The 23,754-nt window shown below is 73.4% G+C and carries 25 protein-coding genes; 17 read left to right on the top strand and 8 right to left on the bottom strand.

Annotated elements, in window-relative coordinates:
* Window positions 1-30 precede the first annotated feature (30 nt).
* A complete protein-coding gene (locus GA0070216_RS03545; RefSeq protein ID WP_091238579.1) occupies window positions 31-672 on the top strand; it encodes an MOSC domain-containing protein in 642 nt (213 codons plus the stop codon).
* A gap of 17 nt (window positions 673-689) precedes the next feature.
* On the opposite strand, the gene GA0070216_RS03540 is transcribed toward GA0070216_RS03545, so the two are convergent.
* Both GA0070216_RS03540 and GA0070216_RS03535 read right to left on the bottom strand, forming a co-directional pair.
* Entirely contained in the window at window positions 690-1,553 is an 864-nt protein-coding gene (locus GA0070216_RS03540) for a hypothetical protein (RefSeq protein ID WP_176738799.1), read from the bottom strand.
* A gap of 208 nt (window positions 1,554-1,761) precedes the next feature.
* Entirely contained in the window at window positions 1,762-2,571 is an 810-nt protein-coding gene (locus GA0070216_RS03535) for an enoyl-CoA hydratase-related protein (RefSeq protein WP_091239005.1), read from the bottom strand.
* A 19-nt stretch (window positions 2,572-2,590) separates the two neighbouring features.
* On the opposite strand from GA0070216_RS03535, the gene hemW reads away from it, so the two are divergent.
* Window positions 2,591-3,814 carry a radical SAM family heme chaperone HemW gene (gene hemW / locus GA0070216_RS03530; protein ID WP_176738820.1) on the top strand — a complete coding sequence of 408 codons (1,224 nt, stop codon included), beginning with the start codon at window positions 2,591-2,593 and terminating at the stop codon, window positions 3,812-3,814.
* A gap of 38 nt (window positions 3,815-3,852) precedes the next feature.
* Here the strand turns inward: hemW and GA0070216_RS03525 are convergent, their stop codons facing one another.
* Entirely contained in the window at window positions 3,853-4,455 is a 603-nt protein-coding gene (locus tag GA0070216_RS03525; RefSeq protein ID WP_091238573.1) for a DUF4870 domain-containing protein, read from the bottom strand.
* Window positions 4,456-4,692: 237 nt separating this feature from the next.
* Here GA0070216_RS03525 and hrcA point away from each other — a divergent pair, with 237 nt between their 5' ends.
* From hrcA to GA0070216_RS03470, 11 genes are all read left to right on the top strand, one after another.
* On the top strand, window positions 4,693-5,715 hold the full coding sequence (gene hrcA / locus GA0070216_RS03520) for a heat-inducible transcriptional repressor HrcA (protein ID WP_091238570.1): 1,023 nt from the start codon (window positions 4,693-4,695) through the stop codon (window positions 5,713-5,715).
* Between the two features lie 73 nt (window positions 5,716-5,788).
* Complete coding sequence (dnaJ, locus tag GA0070216_RS03515) at window positions 5,789-6,934, top strand: molecular chaperone DnaJ (protein WP_176738819.1); 1,146 nt, start codon at window positions 5,789-5,791, stop codon at window positions 6,932-6,934.
* A 216-nt stretch (window positions 6,935-7,150) separates the two neighbouring features.
* Window positions 7,151-7,885 carry a 16S rRNA (uracil(1498)-N(3))-methyltransferase gene (locus GA0070216_RS03510; protein WP_091239001.1) on the top strand — a complete coding sequence of 245 codons (735 nt, stop codon included), beginning with the start codon at window positions 7,151-7,153 and terminating at the stop codon, window positions 7,883-7,885.
* A gap of 353 nt (window positions 7,886-8,238) precedes the next feature.
* Complete coding sequence (locus GA0070216_RS03505) at window positions 8,239-8,598, top strand: histidine triad nucleotide-binding protein (RefSeq protein WP_091238565.1); 360 nt, start codon at window positions 8,239-8,241, stop codon at window positions 8,596-8,598.
* A gap of 89 nt (window positions 8,599-8,687) precedes the next feature.
* Window positions 8,688-10,037, top strand: a complete 1,350-nt coding sequence (locus GA0070216_RS03500; protein WP_245722287.1) for a serine hydrolase domain-containing protein — start codon at window positions 8,688-8,690, stop codon at window positions 10,035-10,037.
* A 138-nt stretch (window positions 10,038-10,175) separates the two neighbouring features.
* Window positions 10,176-11,231 (top strand): PhoH family protein, encoded by a 1,056-nt coding sequence (locus GA0070216_RS03495; RefSeq protein ID WP_091238562.1) that lies wholly within the window; start codon window positions 10,176-10,178, stop codon window positions 11,229-11,231.
* 18 nt (window positions 11,232-11,249) lie between these two features.
* Entirely contained in the window at window positions 11,250-11,723 is a 474-nt protein-coding gene (gene ybeY, locus GA0070216_RS03490; protein WP_091238559.1) for an rRNA maturation RNase YbeY, read from the top strand.
* Window positions 11,699-13,081: a hemolysin family protein gene (locus GA0070216_RS03485; RefSeq protein WP_176738798.1), complete on the top strand. Its 1,383-nt coding sequence runs from the start codon at window positions 11,699-11,701 to the stop codon at window positions 13,079-13,081. The genes ybeY and GA0070216_RS03485 overlap by 25 nt, the downstream gene beginning before the upstream one ends.
* Window positions 13,074-13,460 (top strand): cytidine deaminase, encoded by a 387-nt coding sequence (locus GA0070216_RS03480; RefSeq protein ID WP_091238555.1) that lies wholly within the window; start codon window positions 13,074-13,076, stop codon window positions 13,458-13,460. The genes GA0070216_RS03485 and GA0070216_RS03480 overlap by 8 nt, the downstream gene beginning before the upstream one ends.
* On the top strand, window positions 13,457-14,353 hold the full coding sequence (gene era / locus GA0070216_RS03475; RefSeq protein ID WP_091238552.1) for a GTPase Era: 897 nt from the start codon (window positions 13,457-13,459) through the stop codon (window positions 14,351-14,353). Before GA0070216_RS03480 ends, era begins: the two co-directional genes overlap by 4 nt.
* Window positions 14,354-14,496: 143 nt before the next feature.
* On the top strand, window positions 14,497-15,579 hold the full coding sequence (locus GA0070216_RS03470; RefSeq protein WP_091238549.1) for an acyltransferase family protein: 1,083 nt from the start codon (window positions 14,497-14,499) through the stop codon (window positions 15,577-15,579).
* 14 nt (window positions 15,580-15,593) lie between these two features.
* On the opposite strand, the gene GA0070216_RS03465 is transcribed toward GA0070216_RS03470, so the two are convergent.
* Window positions 15,594-16,370 (bottom strand): DUF4097 family beta strand repeat-containing protein, encoded by a 777-nt coding sequence (locus GA0070216_RS03465; RefSeq protein WP_091238546.1) that lies wholly within the window; start codon window positions 16,368-16,370, stop codon window positions 15,594-15,596.
* Window positions 16,371-16,471: 101 nt separating this feature from the next.
* Here GA0070216_RS03465 and recO point away from each other — a divergent pair, with 101 nt between their 5' ends.
* The 3 genes from recO to GA0070216_RS03450 all read left to right on the top strand — a co-directional run bounded on the left by recO (window position 16,472) and on the right by GA0070216_RS03450 (window position 18,393).
* The gene (gene recO, locus GA0070216_RS03460) at window positions 16,472-17,317 is read left to right on the top strand and encodes a DNA repair protein RecO (RefSeq protein WP_091238542.1); all 846 of its coding nucleotides are present in this window, start codon (window positions 16,472-16,474) and stop codon (window positions 17,315-17,317) included.
* Window positions 17,314-18,126, top strand: a complete 813-nt coding sequence (locus tag GA0070216_RS03455; RefSeq protein ID WP_091238538.1) for an isoprenyl transferase — start codon at window positions 17,314-17,316, stop codon at window positions 18,124-18,126. Before recO ends, GA0070216_RS03455 begins: the two co-directional genes overlap by 4 nt.
* Window positions 18,127-18,204: 78 nt before the next feature.
* Window positions 18,205-18,393 (top strand): hypothetical protein, encoded by a 189-nt coding sequence (locus GA0070216_RS03450; RefSeq protein WP_091238535.1) that lies wholly within the window; start codon window positions 18,205-18,207, stop codon window positions 18,391-18,393.
* A 176-nt stretch (window positions 18,394-18,569) separates the two neighbouring features.
* Here the strand turns inward: GA0070216_RS03450 and gndA are convergent, their stop codons facing one another.
* The gene (gndA, locus tag GA0070216_RS03445; protein WP_091238532.1) at window positions 18,570-20,015 is read right to left on the bottom strand and encodes an NADP-dependent phosphogluconate dehydrogenase; all 1,446 of its coding nucleotides are present in this window, start codon (window positions 20,013-20,015) and stop codon (window positions 18,570-18,572) included.
* A gap of 371 nt (window positions 20,016-20,386) precedes the next feature.
* Here gndA and GA0070216_RS03440 point away from each other — a divergent pair, with 371 nt between their 5' ends.
* Window positions 20,387-20,638: a hypothetical protein gene (locus GA0070216_RS03440; RefSeq protein ID WP_091238528.1), complete on the top strand. Its 252-nt coding sequence runs from the start codon at window positions 20,387-20,389 to the stop codon at window positions 20,636-20,638.
* A 241-nt stretch (window positions 20,639-20,879) separates the two neighbouring features.
* Here the strand turns inward: GA0070216_RS03440 and GA0070216_RS03435 are convergent, their stop codons facing one another.
* Genes GA0070216_RS03435 through GA0070216_RS03425 form a run of 3 tightly spaced genes read right to left on the bottom strand, consistent with a single transcriptional unit; the run spans window position 20,880 to window position 23,734 of the window.
* Entirely contained in the window at window positions 20,880-21,680 is an 801-nt protein-coding gene (locus GA0070216_RS03435) for an energy-coupling factor transporter transmembrane component T family protein (RefSeq protein ID WP_091238525.1), read from the bottom strand.
* Complete coding sequence (locus GA0070216_RS03430) at window positions 21,677-23,104, bottom strand: ABC transporter ATP-binding protein (protein WP_091238521.1); 1,428 nt, start codon at window positions 23,102-23,104, stop codon at window positions 21,677-21,679. The genes GA0070216_RS03435 and GA0070216_RS03430 overlap by 4 nt, the downstream gene beginning before the upstream one ends.
* A 33-nt stretch (window positions 23,105-23,137) precedes the next feature.
* The gene (locus tag GA0070216_RS03425) at window positions 23,138-23,734 is read right to left on the bottom strand and encodes an ECF transporter S component (protein ID WP_091238991.1); all 597 of its coding nucleotides are present in this window, start codon (window positions 23,732-23,734) and stop codon (window positions 23,138-23,140) included.
* Window positions 23,735-23,754: the final 20 nt, after the last annotated feature.

Below are 23,754 nucleotides of genomic sequence, written 5' to 3'. Positions count from 1 at the left end.
AGGGCCCGCACGCGGTCGTAGGCTGGGGCCATGACAGGCAGGGTGGCGGCGGTGAACCTGGGCGTGGTGACCGAGGCGCAGTGGGCGGGCGACGCCAGCGGGCGCAGCGGCATCGACAAGCGGCCGGTCGACGGCCCGGTGCTGCTGCGCGCCGACGGGGTGACCGGTGACTTCATCGGTGAGCGGGCCCACCACGGCGGCCCCGACCAGGCGGTCTACGCCTATGCGCAGGAGGACGCCGGCTGGTGGTCGGCCGAGCTGGCCCGCGACATCGGCCCCGGCGGGTTCGGTGAGAACCTGACCACCTGGGCGGTGGACGTCACCGGCGCGGTGATCGGCGAACGCTGGTCCGTCGGGTCGGCGCTGCTTCAGGTCACCAAGCCGCGCACCCCGTGCCTGACCTTCGCCGGCTTCTGGGGGGTGCCCGACCTGATCAAGCGGTTCACCGTCCGGGCCACGCCCGGGGCGTACCTGCGGGTGCTGCGCGACGGTGAGGTCGGCGCGGGCGACCCGGTCGAGGTGGTGGACCGGCCGGCGCACGGGGTCACCATCGGTGAGGTGTTCCGGGCCACCAGCCTGGAGCCGGAACTGCTGCCCCGACTGCTCGACGTCCCCGAGTTGCCCGCCTCGACCATGGAGAAGGTGCGTCGCCGGCTGAACGTCGCCGGCTGACCGCACCGGCAGCCCCGTCAGGCGTTGTCGGCGAAGACCTCGGCCAGCACCCGGGCCTCGGTCGGCCGGCCGTCGGAGACCTTCGCCCACCGACCGTTGTCGGCGCTCCACTCCAGGCCACCGAAGCGGACCCGCTTCACCCCGTGGTCGGGGGCGTGCGAGACCAGCCAGTGCGCGTACCGCCAGCCGTCGCGGGCGTCCGTGGCGGGCACCGTCACGTCGGTCAGCTCGGCCACCGCACCGGCGTCGGGCAACCCCCAGTCGAGGGTCAGGCCGCGGGTCAGCTCGGCCGCCGCCGCCTGCCCGCGCATCACCGGGGTACGCCCGACCGTGCAGGCCACCGCGCCGGTCGCCTCACCGAGCAGGGCCCGCGCCAGCACCTGGGACTCGTCCGCCCACTTCTGGTACGCCGTCGGGTACGCCGACCGCTGCACCGCCTGGGCGGCGTCGGTGACCTCCATCCGCTCCCAGCCGCGTACCTTCTTCAACGCCTTGTAGAACCGATTCGCCGCGTACCGCTGGTCGCGGATCTGCTCCGGGGTGCCCCAACCCTGGCTGGGGCGCTGCTGGAACAGGCCGAGCGAGTCCCGGTCGCCGTGGGCGAGGTTACGTAGCCCCGACTCCTGGTAGGCGGTGGCCAGGGCGACCACCACGGCCTGCTCCGGCATCTGCCGCTGCATGCCGATCGCGGCGATGGTGGCCGCGTTGGCCATCTGGTCGGCGTCCAGCTTCACGGTGCCGTCGGCCTGCACGGTGCAGTTGCGGCCGGCGGTCGGGAGCCGAAGCTCCCCGTCGAGCTGACGGACTCCCCAGCCCCCGACGATGGCGAACAACGCCACCACGACACCGGCTGCCACGAATGTCCGTGTTTGCACCCGCACCTCCCGTTTCAGCGTTCGCCAAGCGTACGTCGTCGACCGGCGGCACCGGGTCGGTCGACCGGTTCACGTTCCCGCAGCACCGCCCAGAAAACCCCGCCCCCGCCCGTGCCCCTCGCTCTCACCCCGCACCCGCCCGTGCCCTCGCTCTCACCCCGCACCCGCCCGTGCCCTCGCTCTCACCCCGCACCCCCGCCCGTGCCCCTCGCTCTCACCCCGCACCCTCACCGTCCCCACCGTCCACCGCCACCACCCATCGAGCTAACCGGTTCTCGCGGAACGCCGCGACACCCTCGCGGCCCTCGGCGGACAGGAAGTAGCCGGTGGACCGGGCGGACAGGTCGGCGATCTCCGCACGCAGGTCGGTGGCCGCCGGCCGGCGCAGCAACTCCTTCGTCCCGGCCAACGCCCCCGGTGCTCCCCGGACCAGCGAGGCGCAGTACCGCGCCACCGCCGCGTCCAGCTCACCGGCCGGCACGGCGGCGGTCACCAGCCCCACCTCGGCGGCCCGCCGACCGTCGAAGGTGTCGCCGGTCAGATACAGCTCGGCGGCGGCCCGGGGGTGCAGCCGGGGCAGCACGGTCGCCGAGATCACCGCCGGGATCACCCCGATCCGCACCTCGGTGAAGGCGAACGTCGCCTCCTGCGCACAGACCGCCAGATCGGCCGCCGCGATCAGGCCGAGGCCGCCGGCCCGGGCCGGCCCGGCCACCTTCGCCAGCACCGGCTTCGGGCACTCCCGGACCGCCACCAGCACGTCACCGAGCATCCCGGCCGGCACCGACCCGCTGGCGTACGCCGCCGCCGTCTCCTTCAGGTCCGCCCCGGAGCAGAAGACCGGGCCGGTGTGGTCCAGCACGACCACCCGGACCGCGTCGTCGGCCACCGCCGCGGCGATCCCGGCCAGCAGCTCGGTCATCAGCGCGGTGGAGAGCGCGTTGCGGTTGTGCGGGCTGTCCAGGGTGAGCGTCGTCACCCCACGGGCCGTGGCGACCCGCACGAGTCGGTCGGGAGAGGTCATGCCGGGCACACTAGTGGCCATGCCCGGCGTCCTTCCAGATGGTGAGACCGTTCCCGTCGACGGTGCGCTGCCCACCACCGCCCTGCGGGAGGTCGGCGCGCGCGGTTTCGGCGTCTACCTGCACGTGCCGTTCTGCGCCAGCCGCTGCGGCTACTGCGACTTCAACACCTACACCGCCGCCGAGCTGGGCGGGGGCGCCGACCGCGGGTCGTACGCCGACACGGTGCTGGCCGAGTTGGCGCTCGCCGCCCGGGTGCTCGGCGACACCCCGCCGCCGAGGGTCGACACGGTCTTCGTCGGCGGCGGCACCCCCACCCTGCTGCCCGCCGACGACCTGGCCCGCCTGCTGGACGGCATCGACCGCACCTGGGGGCTGGCCGCCGACGCCGAGGTGACCACCGAGGCCAACCCCGAATCGGTCACCCCGGAGTCGCTGAAGACCCTGCGGGCCGCCGGCTACACCCGGATCTCGCTGGGCATGCAGTCCGCCGCCCCCGGGGTGCTGGCGATCCTCGACCGTACCCACCGCCCGGGACGGGCCGCCGAGGCCGCCCGGGAGGCCCGTGACGCCGGGTTCGACCACGTCAACCTGGACCTGATCTACGGCACCCCGGGGGAGCGCCCCGAGGACTTCGCCGCCTCGCTGGACCAGGTGGTCGCCGCCGGGGTCGACCACGTCAGCGCGTACGCCCTGATCGTGGAGGACGGCACCCGGTTGGCCGCCCGGATGCGGCGCGGCGAGCTGCCGTACCCCTCCGACGACGTGGCGGCGGACCGTTACCTGGCGGCGGAGGCCGCCCTCGACGCGGCCGGTTTCTCCTGGTACGAGGTCTCCAACTGGGCCCGCAGCGAGGCGGCCCGGTGCCGGCACAACCTGCTCTACTGGACCGGGGCCGACTGGTGGGGGCTCGGCCCGGGGGCACACAGCCACGTCGGCGGGGTGCGCTGGTGGAACGTCAAGCACCCCACGACGTACGCGCAGCGGCTCGCCGCCGGGTGCTCGCCCGGCCTGGCCCGGGAGGTCCTCACCCCGGCCGAGGCGCACATGGAGGACGTGATGCTGCGGCTGCGGCTCGCCTCCGGGCTGCCGCTGACCGCGCTGGACGACGCCGGCCGGGCCGGTGCCGCCCGGGCGCTCGCCGACGGGCTGCTGGACCCGGTGGCGTACCCGCAGGGGCGGGCGGTGCTCACCCTGCGGGGCCGGCTGCTGGCCGACGCCGTGGTCCGCGACCTGCTGCCCTGAGTGGTGCCCGGCCGGCCGGGGGAGCGGCCGGCCGAGGTTCACTTGATGAAGCTGGTGGACATCGGGTAGCGGTAGGCCTGACCCTCGTTCGCCTTCATGCCGGCGATGATCCCGAACAGGATCTGGATCACCACGACCGCGATGCTGGGCAGGAAGAACAGGCACCAGCTCACGAAGAGCAGCACGAACGCGATGATCGACCAGAGGATCTGGAAGTTCAGCGCGGCCAGCGCCTGCGCCCGGACGGCCGGCGACTGCTGACCGCGCACCAGGTAGGCGATCAGCGGGGCGACGAAGCCGAGCGGGCCGAAGCTGATCAGCGCGCCGGCGGCACCGCCGAAGTGCGCGACCAGCGTCCAGGTCTTGTCCTCGCTGTTGGCGTAACCACCGGCCGGGGCGCCGTACGCGCCACCGGTCGGATATCCGCCACCGGCCGGAGGATAGCCGCCGGGCGGGCCGTAGCCACCCGACGGCGGCTGGTCACCGGTGGGCGGCGGGTACCCGCCGGGCGGGGGATATCCGCCTGCCCCCGGTGCCCCGGACAGTGGTGCGGTGGGCGGCTCGTATGGCGAGCCCTGGCCAGCGTTCGGGTCCGGCGGGTAGCCGTCCCCCGCGCCGGGCGGGCGAGGTGGTTCAGTCATGCACGTCACGGTAGGGGCTGCCGGCAAGGGTGCACCAGAGCGACACTGGTGAGGTTGGCCTCGACGTTCGGTCAGTGACCACGCCGGCTGCCCGCCGGCGCGGACGCACCGACGGTCCGTCGTTGATCATCGCGGCGGCGGTGCTGCCGACGTAGACTGGCACTCGCTACAGTCGAGTGCCAGAGCGCCTGCCGGACGCGGCAGGTGTCCGGGCCGACGTGCGTCAGGAGGTGGGAGATGGGTCTCGACGACCGCAAACTGGCCGTGCTGCGGGCCATCGTCGAGGACTACGTCGCCACGCAGGAGCCCGTCGGCAGCAGGGCGCTGGTCGAGCGGCACCAGCTCGGGGTCTCCCCGGCGACCGTCCGCAACGACATGGCGGTGCTGGAGGAGGAGGGCTACATCCGGCAGCCGCACACCAGCGCCGGCCGGGTGCCCACCGACCGGGGCTACCGCCTCTTCGTCGACCGGCTCTCCCGGGTCAAACCGCTCAGCCCCGCCGAGCGTCGGGCCATCGAGCGTTTCCTGGTCGGCGCGGTCGACCTGGACGACGTGGTGCACCGCACCGTACGACTGCTGGCGCAGCTCACCCGGCAGGTCGCCGTGGTGCAGTACCCGTCACTGGCCCGTTCGTCGGTGCGCCACCTGGAGCTGGTGCCGATCTCCACCACCCGGCTGATGCTGGTCATGATCGCCGATACCGGACGGGTCGAGCAGCGGCTGGTCGAACTGCCCACGCCGGTTCCCGCCGCCGACGTCACCGACCTGCGTCGGCTGGTCAACGAGAAGCTGGTGGGCAGTCGGCTGTCCGACACTCCACCGCTGGTCCAGGCGCTGGTCGAGGAGTCCGCGACGCACCTGCGCGGCGCCATGACCACCCTGTCCACCGTGCTGCTGGAGACCCTCGTCGAACGCACCGAGGAGCGGCTGGCGTTGGCCGGCACCGCCAACCTCACCCGGGGTGGCCTGCTCGACTTCCAGGGCTCGCTCCGACCCATCCTGGAGGCGCTCGAAGAGGAGGTCGTCCTGCTCAAGCTGATCGGCGAGGCCGAGCCGAGCACCACCCGGGTACTGATCGGCGACGAGAACGAGGTCGACAACCTCCGCGCCGCCTCGGTGGTCAGCACCGGATACGGCCCCGGCAGCACCATCGTCGGCGGGATGGGCGTGCTCGGCCCGACCCGGATGGACTACCCCGGCACCATCGCCACGGTGCGGGCCGTGGCACGCTACGTGGGCGAGCTGCTGGCCCAGAACTGACCAGTCAGGGCCGACGGCCGGCTCCGGCCGCCGACCGGCGCAACGCGAGACGAACATGAGGACACGGAACGCAGTGGCCAGGGACTACTACGGCATTCTCGGCGTGGGCCGGGAAGCCTCCGATGACGAGATCAAGCGCGCCTACCGCAAGCTGGCGCGGCAGTTCCACCCGGACGTGAATCCGGACCCGGAGGCACAGGAGAAGTTCAAGGACATCAACGCCGCGTACGAGGTCCTCTCGGATGATCGGAAGCGGCAGATCGTCGACCTGGGCGGCGACCCGCTCGCCCCGGGCGGCGGGGGCGCCGGTGGCCCGGGTGGCCCCGCCGGGGCGGGCCCGTTCGTCGGCTTCCAGGACATCATGGACGCCTTCTTCGGCGGTGCGGCCGGTGGCGCGCGTGGTCCACGCCCGCGTACCCGGCCGGGGGCCGACGCGATCCTGCGGCTGGAGCTGGACCTGCACGAGACGGCCTTCGGGGTCGAGGCCCCGATCACCGTCGACACCGCCGTGCTCTGCACCACCTGCTCCGGTGCGGGCACCGCGGCCGGCACCCACCTGGCGACCTGCGAGGCGTGCGGGGGCCGGGGCGAGGTGCAGTCGGTGCAACGGACCTTCCTCGGTCAGGTGGTGTCGGCCCGACCGTGCACCGTCTGCCAGGGGTACGGCACCACCATCCCGCACCCCTGCCCGACCTGCGCCGGCGACGGCCGGGTGCGGACCCGCCGCTCGCTGACCGTGAAGATCCCGGCCGGGGTCGAGGACGGCATGCGGATCCGGCTGGCCCAGCAGGGCGAGGTCGGCCCGGGTGGTGGCACCGCCGGTGACCTCTACGTCGAGATCCACGAGCGCCCGCACGACGTCTACTCCCGCAAGGGCGACGACCTGCACTGCCGGGTCACCGTCCCGATGACCGCCGCCGCGCTGGGCACCCGGCTGACCATCAAGACGCTGGACAGCGAGGAGACCGTCGACGTCAAGGCCGGCACCCAGCCCGGCAGCACGCTGCGGTTGCGCGCCCGGGGCGTACCGCACCTGCGCGGCACCGGCCGGGGTGACCTCTACGTCCACCTCGACGTGCGCACCCCCACCAAGCTCGACGTCGACCAGGAGAAGATGCTGCGGGACTTCGCCAAGACCCGGGGCGAGGAGGTCGCCGAACTGAGCAAGCAGGGCGGCTTCTTCTCCCGGATGCGCGACGCCTTCAACGGCCACGCCTGACCCGGGGCCGGCCCTGGCCGGCCCCGTTCGGCCCTGTTCCCTCCTGCCGTCGCCGTCGCCGTCGCCGGTGTGGTGTCGGCCGGGCGGCTCGGCGTGGTGGTGATGCGGGCGGGTTCCGGCCAGCCGGCCCCGGTCGAGGGTGCCCGGCCCGACTCCCCTCGGGGGCGCCGGGCCCGGCCCGGGGCGGCGGGGTCCCGGGCGGCTAGCCTGATCGTCGTGTCCGCGCCGCTGTTCCTGGTCGAGTCGCTGCCCGCCGCCGACCAGCTCACCCTGGACGGCCCCGAGGGGCACCACGCCGCCACCGTGCAACGGCTGCGCGTCGGCGAGGAACTGCTGCTCGCCGACGGGCGGGGTGGCACCGCCGCCGCCGTGGTCACCGCCGTCGGCCGGGGCACCCTCGACCTCACCGTCACCTCCCGGGGGTACGTCGACGCGGACGTCCCCCGGCTGGTCGTGGTGCAGGGCATCGCCAAGGGCGACCGGGGTGAACTGGCCGTGCAGGCGATGACCGAGGTCGGGGTGGACGAGATCGTGCCCTGGGCGGCGTCCCGTTCGGTGGTGCAGTGGCGCGGCGACCGGGGCGTACGGGCCCGGGAGAAGTGGGCGGCGACCGCCCGGGAGGCGGCCAAGCAGGCCCGCCGGGCCTGGTTGCCGGTGGTGGCCGGCGCACCGGACGAGTCCACCGCCACGGTGGCCCGCCGGATCGCCGGGGCCGGCGCGGCGTTCGTCCTGCACGAGGAGGCCGACGAGCGGCTGACCACGGTCGAGCTGCCGACCACCGGTGAGATCGTCCTCGTGGTCGGACCCGAGGGTGGCATCGCGCCGACCGAGCTGACCGTCTTCACCGAGGCGGGCGCCCGCCCGGTACGGCTGGGCCCCTCGGTCCTGCGCACCTCCACCGCCGGCGTGGCCGCCCTCTCCGTCCTAGCCACCCGCCTCCCCCGCTGGTAACCCCCGCTCCCCTCCTCCCTCCGGCTCCGTTCTCCTCCGGCTCCGTTCCGCCCGCCTCCGCCCGCCTCCGCCTCTCCCCGCCCGCCTCCGCCTCTCCCCGGTGATCAAGAGGTTTACGTCATCCGCGAGTCCAATCCCGCCCCAAACCTCTTGATCACCGGGCCCACCACCCAGCCCTTGGCGTTGGTGGCTGGTGATCAAGAAGTTTGGGTCATCTGGAGGCTTGAGGTTGGCGTAAAGCTCTTGATCACCGGGGCGGGGCGGGGCTGGCCGAGGCTGGCGGGGTCGGCGGGGCGGGGTGGGGGGCGGGTCGGGGTGGTGGGGGTGGTGGGGGTGGTCTTTAGAGTGGGGGGATGGGAGCCGACTGTCTGTTCTGCCGCATCGTCGCCGGGGAGATTCCGGCCACCATCGTCAAGGAGACCGCCACCACCCTGGCCTTCCGCGACATCGGGCCGAAGGCGCCGGTGCACGTGCTCGTCATCCCCAAGGAGCACTACGCCGACGTGGCGACGCTCGGCCAGGGCGACCCGGGACTGGCCGGTGAGGTGCTGGCCACGGCTGCCGCGGTGGCCGAGGACGAGGGGCTGACCGGCGACGGCTTCCGGCTGATGTTCAACACCGGGCCGTACGGCGGTCAGGAGGTCTTCCACGTGCACGCCCACCTGCTCGGCGGCGCGCCGCTGGGGCCCATGCTGGCCCGGGACCTGGGGTGACGTCCGAAGCCGACCCGGAGTCCGGCCTGGAGCCCGACCCGAAGCCAGGCCCGTCGTCCGATCCGGACCGGGGCGGCTCGGGCCATCGGCTGGAGCGGCTGGTCCGGCAGGTCCAGGCACAGGCCCGGGTGCCCGCGCTGGCGGTGGCGCTGCACCGGGCCGACCGTCCGCTCTGGACCTGCCAGGTCGGCGGCACCGGCAACGACACCGCGCTCGGCCCGCGCAGCCGGTTCCGGATCGGCTCGGTCACCAAGACCTTCACCTCGGTGCTGGTGTTGCAGTGCCGCGACGACGGGCTGCTCGACCTGGACGATCCGCTGGGCCGGCACCTGGGGTTGCCGGCGCACGGCGAGCTGACCGTACGCCGGTTGCTGTCGCACACCGCCGGGCTGCAACGGGAGCCGTACGGGGACGTCTGGGACACGCTGCGCGCGCCGCAGGTGGACGAGTTGATCGCCGACCTGGTCCGGGTCGAGCGGGTCCTGCCCACCGGACGCCGCTACCACTACTCCAACCTGGGCATGGCGCTGCTCGGCCGGCTGGTCGGCGCACTGCGGGGCGGCACCTGGGCCGAGGTGCTCGCCGACCGGGTGCTCACCCCGCTGGGGCTGGCCGACACCTCGGTCGACCCGGGGCCGCAGGCGGTGACCGGGTTCCTGGTCGACGCGTACTCCGACGAGGCACATCCGGAGCCGCCGACCGACTTCGGGGCGGTCGGGCCGGCCGCCCAGTTGTGGAGCACGGCGACGGACATGGCCCGGTGGGCGGCGTTCCTGGCCGACCCGGGGGCCCTCGACCCGGCCGGGGCGGTGCTCGCCCCGGCCACCCTGGACGAGATGCGCTGGCCGGTGACGACCACCGACGAGACGGTCTGGAAGGCCGGCTTCGGCCTCGGCCTGATCCTGGTGCCGTACCCGGACCGGGTGGTGCACGTGGGGCACGACGGTGCGATGCCCGGTTTCCTGGCCGGGGTCTACGGTCGGCGCGGTGGTGACGGCACGGCCGGCGCGATGGGCTGCGCGGTGCTCGCCTCCTCGGGCACGGCGGCGGAGGTGTCGGAGCTGCCGCACCGGTTGCTGGCCGCCGCCGCCGAGCACGACCCGGCGGAAATCCCGCCGTGGCGTCCGGGACCGGGCGCGCCGGGGTCGCTGCGCGGGGTGCTGGGCCGCTGGTGGGGCGAGGGATTCGAGTACGTCTTCAGCTGGCACGAGGGGACGCTGCGGGCCCGGGGTGCGGACGATCCGGTGGGCCGGCCGCCGGCGGTCTTCGCGCCGATCCCGGAGTCGCCGGACGTGTTCCGGACCGTCGCCGGGCGGGAGGTCGGGGAGTTGCTGCGGCTCACCCGGGGCACCGACGGGACGGTGGTCGCGTTGCACTGGGCCACCTACCGCTTCACCCGCCACCAGGAGACCTTCGACCGGTACGACTTCCGGGCCTGACCGGGCCGACCGGGCCGGGAAAAGTGACGCGGTGCCGCCGGTGCGGAGCGGATACGATGGGAGTATCGTCCGCACGCCGCGCCAGCAGGGCACGGCGCGAGATGGAAGCAGGTGGCGCAGGGCCCCACGGCCCGATCTATGACCGGCACCCCACCTCCCGGCCCGCCCCGGGCGCAGACCAGGATCACGGTTCCCGATGCCAAGATCATGGTCAACCTGCTCGGCGCGGGCGACGAGATCCTGCGACTCGTCGAACGTTCGGTCACCAGTGACGTGCACGTCCGCGGCAACGAGATCACCATCACCGGTGCGCCCGCGGACAACGCTCTCGCCGAGCGCCTCTTCAACGAGCTGCTCGAACTGATCGAGAAAGGTGAGACCCTGACCACTGATGCTGTCCGGCGTACCGTCGGCATGCTCGAACAGGGCGGCACCGAGCGGCCCGCCGAGGTGCTCACCCTCAACATCCTCTCCCGGCGCGGGCGCACCATCCGCCCCAAGACGCTGGGCCAGAAGACCTACGTCGACTCGATCGACGCCAACACGATCGTGTTCGGCATCGGCCCGGCCGGCACCGGCAAGACCTACCTGGCGATGGCGAAGGCCGTCCAGGCGCTCCAGGCCAAGCAGGTCAGCCGGATCATCCTGACCCGGCCGGCGGTCGAGGCGGGTGAGCGGCTGGGCTTCCTGCCGGGCACCCTGAACGAGAAGATCGACCCCTACCTGCGCCCGCTCTACGACGCGCTGCACGACATGCTCGACCCGGAGTCCATCCCGAAGCTGATGGCCGCCGGCACGATCGAGGTGGCGCCGTTGGCATATATGCGGGGTAGGACCCTGAATGACGCTTTCATCATCTTGGACGAGGCGCAGAACACCACGCCCGAGCAGATGAAGATGTTCCTCACCCGGCTCGGCTTCGGTTCCAAGATCGTGGTGACCGGTGACGTCACCCAGGTGGACCTTCCCGGTGGGACGGCCAGCGGGCTGCGGGTGGTCCGGGAGATCCTGGTGAACGTCGAGGACGTGCACTTCGCCCAGCTCTCCAGCGCGGACGTGGTCCGGCACCGGCTGGTCGGGGAGATCGTCGACGCGTACGCCCGCTGGGACGAGCGGGAGAACCAGCAGGAGCAGGGCGTGCACGCCGTGCCGGGGCGGACCGCCCAGGGCGGCCGGGCCGGCCGGCGCCGCTAACCAATCAGAGGAAGACAGTTGTCCATCGAGATCGCCAACGAGTCCGGTGCCGAGGTCGACACCGACTCCGTGCTCGCCGTGGCCCGGCACGCCCTCGACGAGATGGGGGTCAACCCGCTCGCCGAGCTGTCCGTGCTGCTGGTCGACATCGGCTACATGACCGAGCTGAACCATCGCTGGATGGGCGGCGACGGCCCCACCGACGTGCTCGCCTTCCCCATGGACGAGGGCAGCGTCGACCACGGCCCGGGGGAGAGCGCCCCGGCCAGCGGTGAGCCGGCCCTGCTCGGCGACATCGTGCTCTGCCCGGAGGTGGCGGCCAAGCAGGCGGCCACCGCCGGGCACACCGCCGCCGACGAGCTGCACCTGCTCACCGTGCACGGCGTGCTGCACCTGCTCGGCTACGACCACGCCGAGCCGGAGGAGGAGCGGGAGATGTTCGCCCTCCAGGCCCGGTTGCTGGCCAGTTGGCGGTCGACCCGGTCCCGGTGATGGACATATTCGCGGCCGGTCCGACCGCCGGCCTTCCCGATCTTCAGCTGATCTTCTTCGCGGCCGGGCTGGTGGTGCTCGCCGGTCTGATCGCGATGACCGAGGCCGCGCTGGCCGCGGTCTCCCCGGCCCGCGCCGCCGAGCTGGCCCGCGACGGGGCGCGCGGCGCGCGTACCCTCCAGGCCGTCGCCGGTGACGTGGTCCGCCACCTCAACCTGCTGCTGCTGCTCCGGCTGCTCGCGGAGTTGACCGCCACCACCCTGGTCGCCCTGGTGGCGGTGGACAGCTTCGGCGCGGGCTGGCGGGCGGCGTTGGTGACCGCCGGGGCGATGACCGTGGTCAGCTTCGTGGTGGTCGGCGTGGCACCGCGCACCCTGGGCCGGCAGCACGCGTACGCGGTGGGTCGGGCGGTGGCGCCGCTGGTCCGTTGGCTGGGCCGGGCGCTCAACCCGCTCGCCTCGCTGCTGATCCTGATCGGCAACGCGGTCACCCCGGGGCGCGGTTTCCGGGAGGGTCCGTTCGCCACCCAGGTGGAGCTGCGTGAGCTGGTCGACCTGGCCGAGCAACGGGGGGTGGTGGAGCACGGCGAGCGCCAGATGATCCACTCGGTCTTCGCGCTCGGCGACACCATCGCCCGGGAGGTGATGGTGCCGCGTACCGAGATGGTGTGGATCGAGGAGGGCAAGGCGCTCTCCCAGGCGCTGGCGCTCTTCCTGCGGTCCGGCTTCTCCCGCATCCCGGTGATCGGTGAGAGCGTCGACGACGTGCTCGGCGTGCTCTATCTCAAGGACCTCATCCGGCATACCCGGGGTGGCGACCTGCGGGCGCACCAGACCCCGGTGGCCGAGCTGATGCGCCCGGCCACCTTCGTGCCGGAGTCCAAGCCGGTCGACGACCTGCTGTCGGAGATGCAGGCCGCCCGCAACCACCTGGTCATCGTCGTCGACGAGTACGGCGGCACCGGCGGCCTGGTCACCATCGAGGACATCCTGGAGGAGATCGTCGGCGAGATCACCGACGAGTACGATGTCGAGCGCCCGCCGGTGGAGCACCTGGCCGACGGCGCGGTCCGGGTCACCGCCCGGTTGCCGGTGGAGAACCTGGGTGAGTTGTTCGACACCGAGTTGCCCACCGACGAGGTGGAGACGGTCGGTGGGCTGTTGGCGCAGGCTCTGGGTCGGGTCCCGATCCCGGGTGCCGACGCCGAGGTGGCCGGCCTGAAGCTGGTCGCCGAGGGCACCACCGGCCGGCGCAACCGGATAGACAGTGTGTTGGTCAGCCGGGCACCGTCGACCGGCGGCCCCGATTCCCGTGACCACCAGAACAGCGCCGAGGAGAGGCAACCCGCCGATGCCTGAGACACCCGCCGTGCCGGCTGCCCGGCCCACCCCGTCCGATCCGGCCGAGTTGAGCGCCGAGGACGGCAAGCTGGTCGTGCTGGCCCGAGGCGCCCGGGCCCGGGTGGCTGCCGTGGAGGGCGCGGCGGTCCGCGACCAGGACGGCCGGACGTACGCCGCGGCGAGCGTCTCGCTGCCCTCGCTGACCGTCACGGCGCTCCAGTTGGCGGTCGCCTCGGCGGCGGCGGCCGGGGCGAGCCGGTTGGAGGCGGCGGCGGTGGTGACCGAGGCGTCGACGCTGGACGGGGCGGGGCACGCCGCGGTGCGGGACCTGGCCGCCGACGCGCCGATCCACGTGGCCGCGCCGGACGGGACCGTCCTGGGCACGGTGATCGAGTGACCGGCGGGGAGCAGCGGCCGTACCGGGCGGGTTTCGGGTGTTTCGTCGGGCGGCCGAACGCCGGTAAGTCGACGCTGACCAACGCCATCGTCGGCACCAAGATCGCGATCACCTCGAACAAGCCGCAGACCACCCGGCACGTGATCCGGGCGGTGCTGCACCGGCCGGAGTCGCAGCTGGTCCTGGTCGACACCCCCGGCCTGCACCGGCCCCGGACGCTGCTCGGCGAGCGCCTCAACGACCTGGTCCGCACCACCTGGACGGAGGTCGACGTGATCGGCCTCTGCATCCCGGCGGACGAGCGGGTGGGCCGGGGCGACCGGTTCATCAGTGGCGAGTTGAGCGAGCTGAAGGCCACCGTGCTCGCGGTGGTCACCAAGACCGACCTGGTCGACAAGCGGCGGCTGGCCGAGCAGTTGCTCGCGGTCAGCGAGCTGGCCGACTTCGCCGCCGTGGTGCCGGTCAGCGCGGTCTCCGGGCACCAGGTGGACACCCTGGTCGAGGTGATGACCGGTTACCTGCCGCCGTCACCGCAGCTCTATCCGGACGACATGCTCACCGACGAGCCGGAGCAGGTGCTGGTCGCCGAGCTGATCCGGGAGGCGGCCCTGGAGGGGGTCCGCGACGAGCTGCCGCACTCCATCGCCGTGGTGGTGGAGGAGATGATCCCCGAGGGTCAGCTCATGAAGATCTATGCCGACGTCTACGTCGAGCGGCCCAGCCAGAAGGCGATCGTGCTCGGTCACCGGGCCAGCCGGCTCAAGGAGGTCGGCACCACCGCCCGCAAGCAGATCGAGGAGCTGCTCGGCACCCGGGTCTATCTGGACCTGCACGTCCGGGTGGCGAAGGAGTGGCAGCGGGACCCGAAGCAGCTGCGCAAGCTGGGTTTCTGAGCCCGGCTCCCGGGGGGTCCGTCGCTGCGACATTTGGGGGCGGATATGGGAATTTTCACTTCTAGCCCGAATTAGCAGCGGTTTCACAGGCTGGGGTCGCAGGGTAGGGGACGTGCAACCGCCCCCGACATAGATGCAGCCTGATGCGTAACCGATATCTGGACCTGCTCCGCCTCCTGGCCATCGTCCGCGTCGTGGTCTACCACGTCACCGGGCTGGCCACGCTGACGCTGATCTTCCCGGCCATGTCGATCATGTTCGCCCTGGCCGGGTCGTTGATGGCCGCGTCGCTGGACCGGTCCGGCGTGCCCGCCGTGGGACGTCGGCTGCGCCGCCTGCTGCCCTCGCTCTGGGTGGTGGCGGTGATCTTCGTGCCGGCCATGCTGCTCACCGGGCTGACGTTCACCCCCCAGGTGGTGATCTGGCTGTTTCCGATCGCCGACCCGCCGGCCAACTACTGGGGCGGGCTCGCGCTCAGCCCGATCTGGTACCTGCGGGACTACCTGTGGTTCGTGCTCGCCTCACCGGTGGCGCTCTGGCTCTTCCGCCGGGCCCCGCTGCCCACCCTGGCCGCCCCCTACCTGCTGCTGGTCGCGATCGAGGTGGGCATCCTGCCGACCACCTCGGCGGTGCTACGCGACTTCGGCCTCTACTTCGGGGCCTGGCTGCTCGGCTTCGCCCACCACGACGGCATGCTGCGCCGGCTGGCCGACCGGGTGCTGGTGCCGGTGGCGGTGCTGCTGGCCGGGGCCGGCGGGGCATGGGTCCTCACCCATCCCGGGCCGCGCGGCTACGACCTCAACGACATCCCGCTGGGCAACGCCCTGTGGTCGGCGGCGTTCATCCTGGTGGTCATTGGCCGGGGCCCGGCGGCCGCCGCCTGGGTGGACCGTAGCCGGATCTTCGGTCGGCTGGTGACGGTGGCGAACCGGCGTGCGTTGACCATCTATCTGTGGCACATGCCCTTCGTGGTGGCGCTCACCCCGCTGGTGGGCCTGGTCGGCTGGTCACCCCGGGACCCGTGGGGCCTGGCGGTCCGGGTGGTGCTGGTCTTCCTCCTGGTCGGGGTGGTGACCCTGCTGGTCGGCTGGGTGGAGGACGTGGCGGCCCGCCGTCGCCCCGAGCTGATCCCCGGCCGCCCGCTCCCCCGCCCGGCGACGGCGTCGCCCGGCGTCCCGGCTCCCCGGACACCCGAGGTCGACCCCGTCGAGATCAGGGCCCGCTGAGGTACGCCCCCCGCTCAGCGCTGCACGACCGTCACGTTCCCGCTGCCGGCCTCCAGGTCCAGCACCAGTGATGCGCCCGGGTCGTTGGTGACCCCGATCTCGGTGTCCCCCGAGTCGACGTTCGACTTCACCCGGTACCGGCCGGCCGGCACCGTCAACTCGACGTCCCCGCTGCCGGCATGGGCCCGCGCCGAGGCCGGCCTGCTCAGGGTGAGTGTGATGTTGCCGGAACCGGTCTCGGCGGAGACGTCGCCACCGAGCCGGGTGCCGGTGACGTCGCCGGAGGACGCCCGCACGTCGACCGGGCCGGTGACGTCGAGCACCTCGATGTTGCCCGACCCGGTCTCGGCCCGCACCGGGCCGGCCGCCTCGATGATCCGGATGTTGCCCGAGCCGAGGGTGAAGTCGACCGACCCGATCCTGGCCAGCTCCACCTCACCCGAGCCGGTCTCACCCTGCACCCGCACCCCGGGTGGGGCGGTCACCTCGTACGACACCGAGCAGCGGGAACCGCACTCGGTGTCCAGCACCAACTCGTCACCGGTGATCTCGTACGTGGTGTCCGGCTGGTCACCCTGGTAACGGAGCACCCGCTTGACGCGTACGCCGGTGGCCGGGCCGGTCGCCCGGACCACCACGTCCCCGGAACCGGGCCGTACGGTGATCCGGGCGATCTTCGCCGCCTCGGTGGTGTCGAAGTCCAGCCGTCGGAACGAGAGCGTGTCGCACCCGGTGGCGAGGATGAGGGCGGCGGTCGCGCCCAGGGCGACCGCGCTGCGGGGAAGAGCCATGCCAGCAACCTACGACCGCCGCCACCTGCGGCACATCCGGGGCGAAGCGCGGGCCCACCCCGATCCGACCCTGATTTCCCACCCCGAGGGAGAATGACCGGATGGCCGGGTACCGCCGACAGCTCTACCGCGACGACGCGGTGGTGCTGCGCGTGCAGAAGCTCGGCGAGTCCGACCGGATCATCACCCTGCTGACCCGCCGGCACGGCCGGTTGCGGGCGGTGGCCCGGGGGGTACGCCGCACCACCAGCAAGTTCGGCGCCCGGCTGGAGCCGTTCGGCCACGTCGACGTCCAGCTCGCCGGTGACCCGAAGGGCAACACCGGCAGCTCGCTGCACAGCGTCAGCCAGGTCGAGGGCATCGACCTGTACGGCAAACGTTTCCTCGGGGACTACCCCCGGTACACGGCGGCCAGCGCGATCGCGGAGACCGCCGAACGCCTCACCCCCGTCGAGCGGGAGCCGTCGCTGCGGCTGTTCCAGCTCACCCTCGGCGCGCTCAAGGCGCTGTCCCGGGGCGAGCACGCCACCACGCTGGTGCTCGACGCGTACCTGCTGCGCGGGATGAGCCTGGCCGGTTGGGCGCCGGCGCTGACCGCCTGCGCGGTCTGCGGCACCCCGGGGCGGCACCGGGCGTTCTCCGTACCGGCCGGGGGCGCGGTCTGCCCGGACTGCCGGCCGCCCGGCGCGGCCCACCCCGCACCGGCCACCATCGACCTGATGTCCGCCCTCACCAGCGGTGACTGGCAGGTCGCCGACGCCACCGCGACCGGGGTACGCCGGGAGTGCAGCGGCCTGGTCGCGGCGCACCTGCAGTGGCACCTGGAACGCGCGCTACGCTCGCTGCCGCTGGTCGACCGGGGCGGTCCGACGGCAGGCGAGGGGAGCGGTCCGGCGCTATCGCCCCGGGTCGGTGTGGAGGGTGGGGACAAGGAGATGACCGAGTGATCCGATCGTTGAGGGCCGGCCGGCGGGAGCCGACGCCGCCGACTCCGCACCCGTCGGGCGCCCGACCGCCGGCACTGCCCGCCGAGGCGCTGCCCAAGCACATCGCCGTGGTGATGGACGGCAACGGCCGGTGGGCCAAGGAACGCGGTCTGCCCCGTACCAAGGGCCACGAGCAGGGAGAGCACAGCCTCTTCGACACCGTCGAGGGGGCGATCGAGCTGGGCGTGCCCTACCTGTCGGCGTACGCCTTCTCCACCGAGAACTGGCGGCGCTCGCCGGACGAGGTCCGGTTCCTGATGGGCTTCAACCGGGACGTCATCCGTCGCCGCCGCGACCAGCTGGTCGACCTGGGGGTGCGGGTGGTCTGGTCGGGGCGGGCCGGCCGGCTCTGGAAGAGCGTCATCTCCGAGTTGCAGACCGCCGAGGAGATGTCCCGGGGCAACTCGACGCTGACCCTCCAGTTCTGCGTCAACTACGGCGGCCAGGCCGAGATCGCCGACGCCGCCGCCGCGATCGCCCGGGAGGTGGCCGCGGGCCGGCTCGACCCGGCCAAGGTCACCGAGAAGACCGTGGCGAAGTACCTCTACCACCCGGAGGTCCCCGAGGTCGACCTCTTCCTGCGCCCCTCCGGCGAGGAACGGATCTCCAACTTCATGCTCTGGCAGGCGGCGTACGCGGAGCTGGTGTTCCTGGACACCCTCTGGCCGGACTTCGACCGCCGCCACCTCTGGTACGCCTGCGAGCTGTACGCCCAGCGGGACCGCCGCTTCGGTGGGGCGCTGCCCAACCCGGTGGCCCCGCCGCGCTGACCGTTGCCCCGGTCACGATTGGTGATCCCACCTGCGGGGTACCACCACTCCAGCAGCCAATCGCGGAGGTGAGCACACATGATTCAGAAGCGGATCGCGCAGTGGGCGGTCATGGCGGTCGCCGTGCCGCTGGCCGCGGCCGGTGCCCGCCAGCTGAGCCACACCCTGGAGTCGCGTCGGGGGCCCAGCGGAGTGAGCCGGATGCTGTCCAAGGGCGCCGACGTGCTGCGCCCCCAGAAGGCCGCCCGGCGTCGTCGGTTCTGGTGACCATCCGGCGCCGGCATTCCCGGTGACCAGCGGGTCACCACTGACCTCACGGCGAACGCCCCGCCACCCCGGTTCTCACCGGGACGGCGGGGCGTTCGTGTAGCACTGGTGCCGGTCCGGTGAGCGCGGTGCCCCCGCTGCGGGACACCGCGGCACACCCGGCGATGGCGGGCTGGTCAGCCGGCCACTTCGGAGCGGTCGGCGGTCGCCCACAGGGTGTGGAACGCACCCTCCCGGTCGACCCGGTGGTAGGTGTGCGCCCCGAAGTTGTCCCGCAGGCCCTGGATCAGGGCCGCCGGCAGCCGCTCCGCGCGCAGCGCGTCGAAGTAGGCGAGCGACGAGGAGAAGGCCGGGGTGGGCACGCCGGCCCGTGCCGAGTCCGCCACCACCCGACGCCAGCTCGGCACGCCGTCGCTCACCGCGTCGGCGAAGTACGGCGCGACCAGCAGGGTCGGCAGCTCCGGCTGCGAGTCGTACGCCTCCCGGATGCGGTCCAGGAAGCGGGCCCGGATGATGCAGCCGCCCCGCCAGATGGTGGCGGTGCCGCCCAGGTCGATGTCCCAGTGGTACTCGCGGCTGCCGGCCCGGATCTGGTCGAAGCCCTGCGCGTACGCGACGATCTTGCTGGCCAGCAGCGCCCGGCGGACGTCCTCGACGAACGCGTCCCGGTCCTCGACCTGCCACTTCTCGCCCGCGTCGCCGAAGGTACGGCGGGCGGCCTCCCGCTGACCGGCGTGCCCGGACAGCGACCGGGCGAAGGTCGCCTCGGCGATGCCGGTGATCGGGATGCCCAGGTCGAGGGCGATCTGCACCGTCCAGCGGCCGGTGCCCTTCTGCTCCGCCTGGTCGAGCACCACGTCGACGAAGGGCTTGCCGCTGGCCGCGTCGGTGTGGGCCAGCACGTCGGCGGTGATCTCGATGAGGAACGACTCCAGCTCGCCGGTGTTCCACTCCCGGAAGATCTCCGCGATCTCACCCGGGGTCGCCCCCAGCCCGGCCCGCAGCAGGTCGTACGCCTCGGCGATGAGCTGCATGTCGGCGTACTCGATGCCGTTGTGGACCATCTTGACGAAGTGGCCGGCACCGTCGGGGCCGACGTGCTGGCAGCACGCGACGCCGTCCACCTGCGCGGCGATCTTCTCGAAGATCGGCCCGAGCTTCTGGTAGGACTCCGCCGAACCGCCCGGCATGATGCTCGGCCCGAGCAGCGCGCCCTCCTCACCGCCGGAGACGCCGGTGCCGACGAAGTGCAGCCCGTGCTCGCGCAGCGTCTCCTCCCGCCGGCGGGTGTCGGCGAAGTGCGCGTTGCCGGCGTCGACGACGATGTCACCCTCCTCCAGCAGCGGCACCAGCTCGTCGATGACCGCGTCGGTGGGGGCGCCCGCCTTGACCATGACGATCACCGCGCGGGGCCGCTCCAGCGAGCCGACGAAGTCCGCCAGGGACTCCGACGGCACGAAGGTGCCCTCGTCACCGTGGTCGGCGACCAGGCTGCGGGTGCGCTCCGGGGAGCGGTTGTGCACCGCCACGGTGAACCCGTTCCGGGCCAGGTTCCGGGCCAGGTTGCGACCCATCACCGCCAGCCCGGTCACGCCGATCTGCGCCGTCGCCTGTTGCGTCATCCGTACCCGCCCTCTCACGTCACCTGTGTGCTGCGACCGTATCGCGCGCCCGCGACGGTCGGCAGCCGCCGTCCACCCAGTGTCACAGGGTGGTCGTGTGCGTGCGGCAGGGGGCGGGATGGCCGTCGGGAAAAGCGGGTGCGTCGGGCGCGGGGGTCGGCTACCGTGACGGCATGCGCATCTGACGCCCTATCTGAGAGCCGACCCGCCGCCGTGGCCGCGGGTCCGCGTGCTCGGGCGTCCGCGTCTCCCACCCCTCCTGGCAGGGGATGACTCGTGGCCGGTCGTCCGGGGCCGATTCCCCGTCCGTCGACCGCCCGCCCGCCGTTCAAGGCTGCGGTGTGGTCCTCCGTACGTACAGGAGGCAGCGTATGCCCGCCAAGCGCAGTCCGAAGAAGTCCCGTCGTCCGGTGCCGTCCCCGATGGAGGTGGACCCGGCGGCGCTCGCGGCACTCGCCGTGACGCCCGCGCACCCGGTCCCCCTCGCCGTCGCGTCGGCCCATCCGGACGCCGTCGTCCGGTCGAGCCCGCCCCCGCCGCCGTCGCGGTCGGGCCGGCCGGTCCGGGCCGGCTCCACCACCGCCCAGGGCCAGAACCGCCGGTACGCCTTCCGGCGCAGCTGATCCGCCCCGGCGGAGCTGATCCGCCCCGGCGGAGACGTCCCGGCGGAGACGTCCCACACCAGATCGCCGAAACAGCGGTATCCGGGGGACCGGATACCGCTGTTTCGGCCCAGTGGTGCCGGCGTGCCTGGGTGGTGCCGGCGTGCCTGGGTGGTGCCGGCGTGCCTGGGTGGTGCCGGCGTGCCTGGGTGGCCTGGTGGCAGGCGTGCCCGGTGGGGCGATGGCCCGGGTGGGGCGCTGGTCAGCCGATCAGGGGGCGGAAGGTGCCGAGGGCGACGCTGACCGCGAGTGCGCCGCCGGCCAGTGCGGCGGCGCCGACGATCAGCAGCCAGTCGGCCGGGCCGAACACCTGCCGGCGGGCCACCGTGCGGGGGGTGCCGGCGTCGAAGCCCCGGGCGTCCATCGCCACCGCCAGCCGGGTGCCGCGTCGGATCGCGCCCACCAGCAGGGCGAATGCCGTGGAGACGAAGAGCCTCAACCGGGCCAGCGGATTGCGGCCGGCGTCCACGCCCCGGGCGCGACGGGCCATGGTGAGCATCTGCCACTCCTGGCCGAGCAGCGGCACCAACCGGAACGCGGCCAGCGCGCCGATGGCGAACCGGGCCGGGGCCTTCGCGTTCTGGACCAGCGCGTCGGCCAGGTCGGTGGGGTCGGTGGTGGCGAACACGATCACCCCGGGCAGGGCGACCGCGAGCATCCGCAGCACCAGCCCGAGCGCGGTGACCAGCACCCCGGAGGTCACCAGCAGCGGCCCGGCCTCCCACAGCACCCGGCCGGTCCGGTCGGCGGCGAACAGCAGCAGCGTGACCAGGATGCCGACGGCACCGGCCAGCAAGGGCAGGGCCCGCCGGGCCAGCACCCGGTAGCGGATGCCGAACAGCGGCAGCAACGCCAGCTCGACGGCGATCGCGATCGCCGGTGCGACCGGGTCGAGGCTGGCCACCAGCAGGAACGAGAAGATCAGCCCGGCCGCCAGCTTGGCCACCGGGTTGCGCCGGGCCAGCGGCGCGCCGGGCACCGCGACGGGTTCCAGGCTGATCACGGCTCATCCCGGGCGGGGTGCAGGGTGACCGTCCGGTCGGCGAGCGCGGCGACGAAGTCCCCGTCGTGGGTGACGGTCACCACGCCGTGCCCGGCGTCGCGCAGGTCGGCGAAGAGGTCGACCAGCTCACCCCAGGTCCGGCGGTCCTGACCGAAGGTGGGTTCGTCGCAGATCAGCAGCCGGGGCGCGGTGGCCAGGGCGGTCGCCACGCTGAGCCGCCGGGCCTCCCCACCGGAGAGGGTGTACGGGTTGGCCCCGGCGAGCCGGGTCAGCCGCAGCCGGTCCAGCAACTCGTCCACGGTGGCCCGGACGGCGGATTCCGGGCGGCCGGTCCGGCGCGGGCCGAGGGCCAGTTCGTCGCGGACGGTGCCCGTGACGAACTGGTGCTCCGGGTCCTGGAAGACCGAACCGATCCGGCCGGCCAGGGCGGGGGCCCGCCACCGGTGCGGCGGGGTGCGGGTGTCTCCGTCGGCCAGGGCGGCGGTGCCGGTCAGCCGCCCGACGCCGGGGCGGAGCAGGCCGCCGAGCAGCAGTGCCAGGGTGGACTTGCCGACCCCGTTGGGACCGAGGACGGCGAGCGCCTCGCCGGCGCGTACCGTCAGGTCGGTGGGGGCCAGCCGGGGTGGCAGGCCGAGCCGGTCGGCGGTGAGCAACCCCGCGCCGGGCGGCCCGACGGCAGGGCGGGACCCGGTGGGGTGGCCGGGCACCCAGACGCCCTCGGCGGCGAGCGCGGCACCGTGCGCGGCGAAGACCGCCTCCGGTGGCCCGTCGGCCCGGACCCCGCCACCGGGGGTCAGCACCACCACCCGGTCGACCAGGGCGAGAGCGTCGGCGACCCGGTGTTCGACCAGGACCAGGGTGGTGTCCGGGTCCAGCGCGCCGGCCACCGCCGCGCGCACCAGCTCCGCGCCGGCCGGGTCGAGGTTGGCGGTCGGCTCGTCGAGCAGCAACAACCCGGGCCGCAGCGCCAGGACCCCGGCCAGCGCGAGCCGCTGCTGCTCGCCGCCGGACAGCGCCGCGGTGGGCCGGTCCCGGTGGTACGGGAAGCCCACCCGGCGCAGCGCCTCGTCCACCCGGGGCCAGATCTCGTCGCCGGGCACCCCCCGGTTCTCCAGGCCGAACGCGACGTCGTCACCGCAGCGGGCCATCACCAGTTGGGACTGCGGGTCCTGGAAGACGGTGCCGACCCGTTCGCGGGCCTTGGTCGGGTCGAGGCCGTCGATCTCGACGGTGCCCTCCTGCTCGCCGGAGTCCGCCGGCAGCAGCCCGGCCAGCGCGGCCAGCAGGGTGCTCTTGCCGGCCCCGGACGGTCCCAGCAGCAGCACCCGCTCCCCGTGGTCGATGCGCAGGTCCACCCCGCGTACCGCCCAGGCCCGCCGCCCGGCGTGCCGCCAGCCGAAACCGACCAGCCTCACACTCGCCACGTCGCCGGCACCTCCATGATCGCCAGGGGAGGGTCAGACCAGGGTGCGGTCACGGCCGGCGGGGAACCGGTCCAGCACCCCGGTCTCGGCCAGCGCGCGGGTCAGGTACCAACCGCCGACCCCGGCGACGACGGCGGCGCTGAGCACGGTCAGCGCCGCGTACGGCAGGCGGTAGCTGACCAGGTCGTACTCGGCGTTCCAGGCGAAGAAGTCGAACACGGCGGCGCTCAGCCCGGTCAGCGCGCCGGCCAGCACCGCCACCGGCAGCCGGAACGACCGGTAGCGGAACGCGGCGAAGGCCAGCTCCGCGCCGAGACCCTGGATCAGCCCCTGCACGATGGTGATCCCGCCCCACTCCGCGCCGAGCAGCGCGGAGACGGTGGCGGCGACGGCCTCGCAGAACAGGGCCGCCCCGGGCTTGCGGATCACCAGGCCGCCGAGGACGGCCGGGACCAGCCAGACGCCGTACATGACGGCCTGGCTGGCCGGTGCGGCGGCGAACGCCGGGTCGGCGGCCTTCCAGACCAGGCCCCAGGCCCAGAAGATGACGCCGAAGGCCACGGCGATCACGGCGGCGACCACGATGTCGATCGTGCGCCACCGGTTGCTGTTGGTGGTGGTGTGCGGCATGTCGGTGCTCCCAGTCCAGA

This window comes from Micromonospora matsumotoense (genome assembly GCF_900091525.1).
In the GTDB taxonomy this organism is placed as follows: domain Bacteria; phylum Actinomycetota; class Actinomycetes; order Mycobacteriales; family Micromonosporaceae; genus Micromonospora; species Micromonospora matsumotoensis.
The sequence above is the reverse complement of the archived record's forward strand: the minus strand, read 5'-3'. Positions and strand labels throughout refer to the sequence as shown.

Bases quoted from the DNA above. Each gene is read 5' to 3' on its own strand.
- recO (WP_091238542.1), top strand. From the start codon at position 16,472: ATGGCCGGGTACCGCCGACAGCTCTACCGCGACGACGCGGTGGTGCTG.
- GA0070216_RS03440 (WP_091238528.1), top strand. From the start codon at position 20,387: ATGCCCGCCAAGCGCAGTCCGAAGAAGTCCCGTCGTCCGGTGCCGTCC.
- GA0070216_RS03505 (WP_091238565.1), top strand. From the start codon at position 8,239: ATGGGAGCCGACTGTCTGTTCTGCCGCATCGTCGCCGGGGAGATTCCG.
- GA0070216_RS03470 (WP_091238549.1), top strand. From the start codon at position 14,497: ATGCGTAACCGATATCTGGACCTGCTCCGCCTCCTGGCCATCGTCCGC.
- GA0070216_RS03495 (WP_091238562.1), top strand. From the start codon at position 10,176: ATGACCGGCACCCCACCTCCCGGCCCGCCCCGGGCGCAGACCAGGATC.
- GA0070216_RS03425 (WP_091238991.1), bottom strand. From the start codon at position 23,734: ATGCCGCACACCACCACCAACAGCAACCGGTGGCGCACGATCGACATC.
- gndA (WP_091238532.1), bottom strand. From the start codon at position 20,015: ATGACGCAACAGGCGACGGCGCAGATCGGCGTGACCGGGCTGGCGGTG.
- GA0070216_RS03545 (WP_091238579.1), top strand. From the start codon at position 31: ATGACAGGCAGGGTGGCGGCGGTGAACCTGGGCGTGGTGACCGAGGCG.
- GA0070216_RS03465 (WP_091238546.1), bottom strand. From the start codon at position 16,370: ATGGCTCTTCCCCGCAGCGCGGTCGCCCTGGGCGCGACCGCCGCCCTC.
- GA0070216_RS03525 (WP_091238573.1), bottom strand. From the start codon at position 4,455: ATGACTGAACCACCTCGCCCGCCCGGCGCGGGGGACGGCTACCCGCCG.
- hemW (WP_176738820.1), top strand. From the start codon at position 2,591: ATGCCCGGCGTCCTTCCAGATGGTGAGACCGTTCCCGTCGACGGTGCG.
- GA0070216_RS03535 (WP_091239005.1), bottom strand. From the start codon at position 2,571: ATGACCTCTCCCGACCGACTCGTGCGGGTCGCCACGGCCCGTGGGGTG.
- GA0070216_RS03480 (WP_091238555.1), top strand. From the start codon at position 13,074: ATGCCTGAGACACCCGCCGTGCCGGCTGCCCGGCCCACCCCGTCCGAT.
- GA0070216_RS03450 (WP_091238535.1), top strand. From the start codon at position 18,205: ATGATTCAGAAGCGGATCGCGCAGTGGGCGGTCATGGCGGTCGCCGTG.
- hrcA (WP_091238570.1), top strand. From the start codon at position 4,693: ATGGGTCTCGACGACCGCAAACTGGCCGTGCTGCGGGCCATCGTCGAG.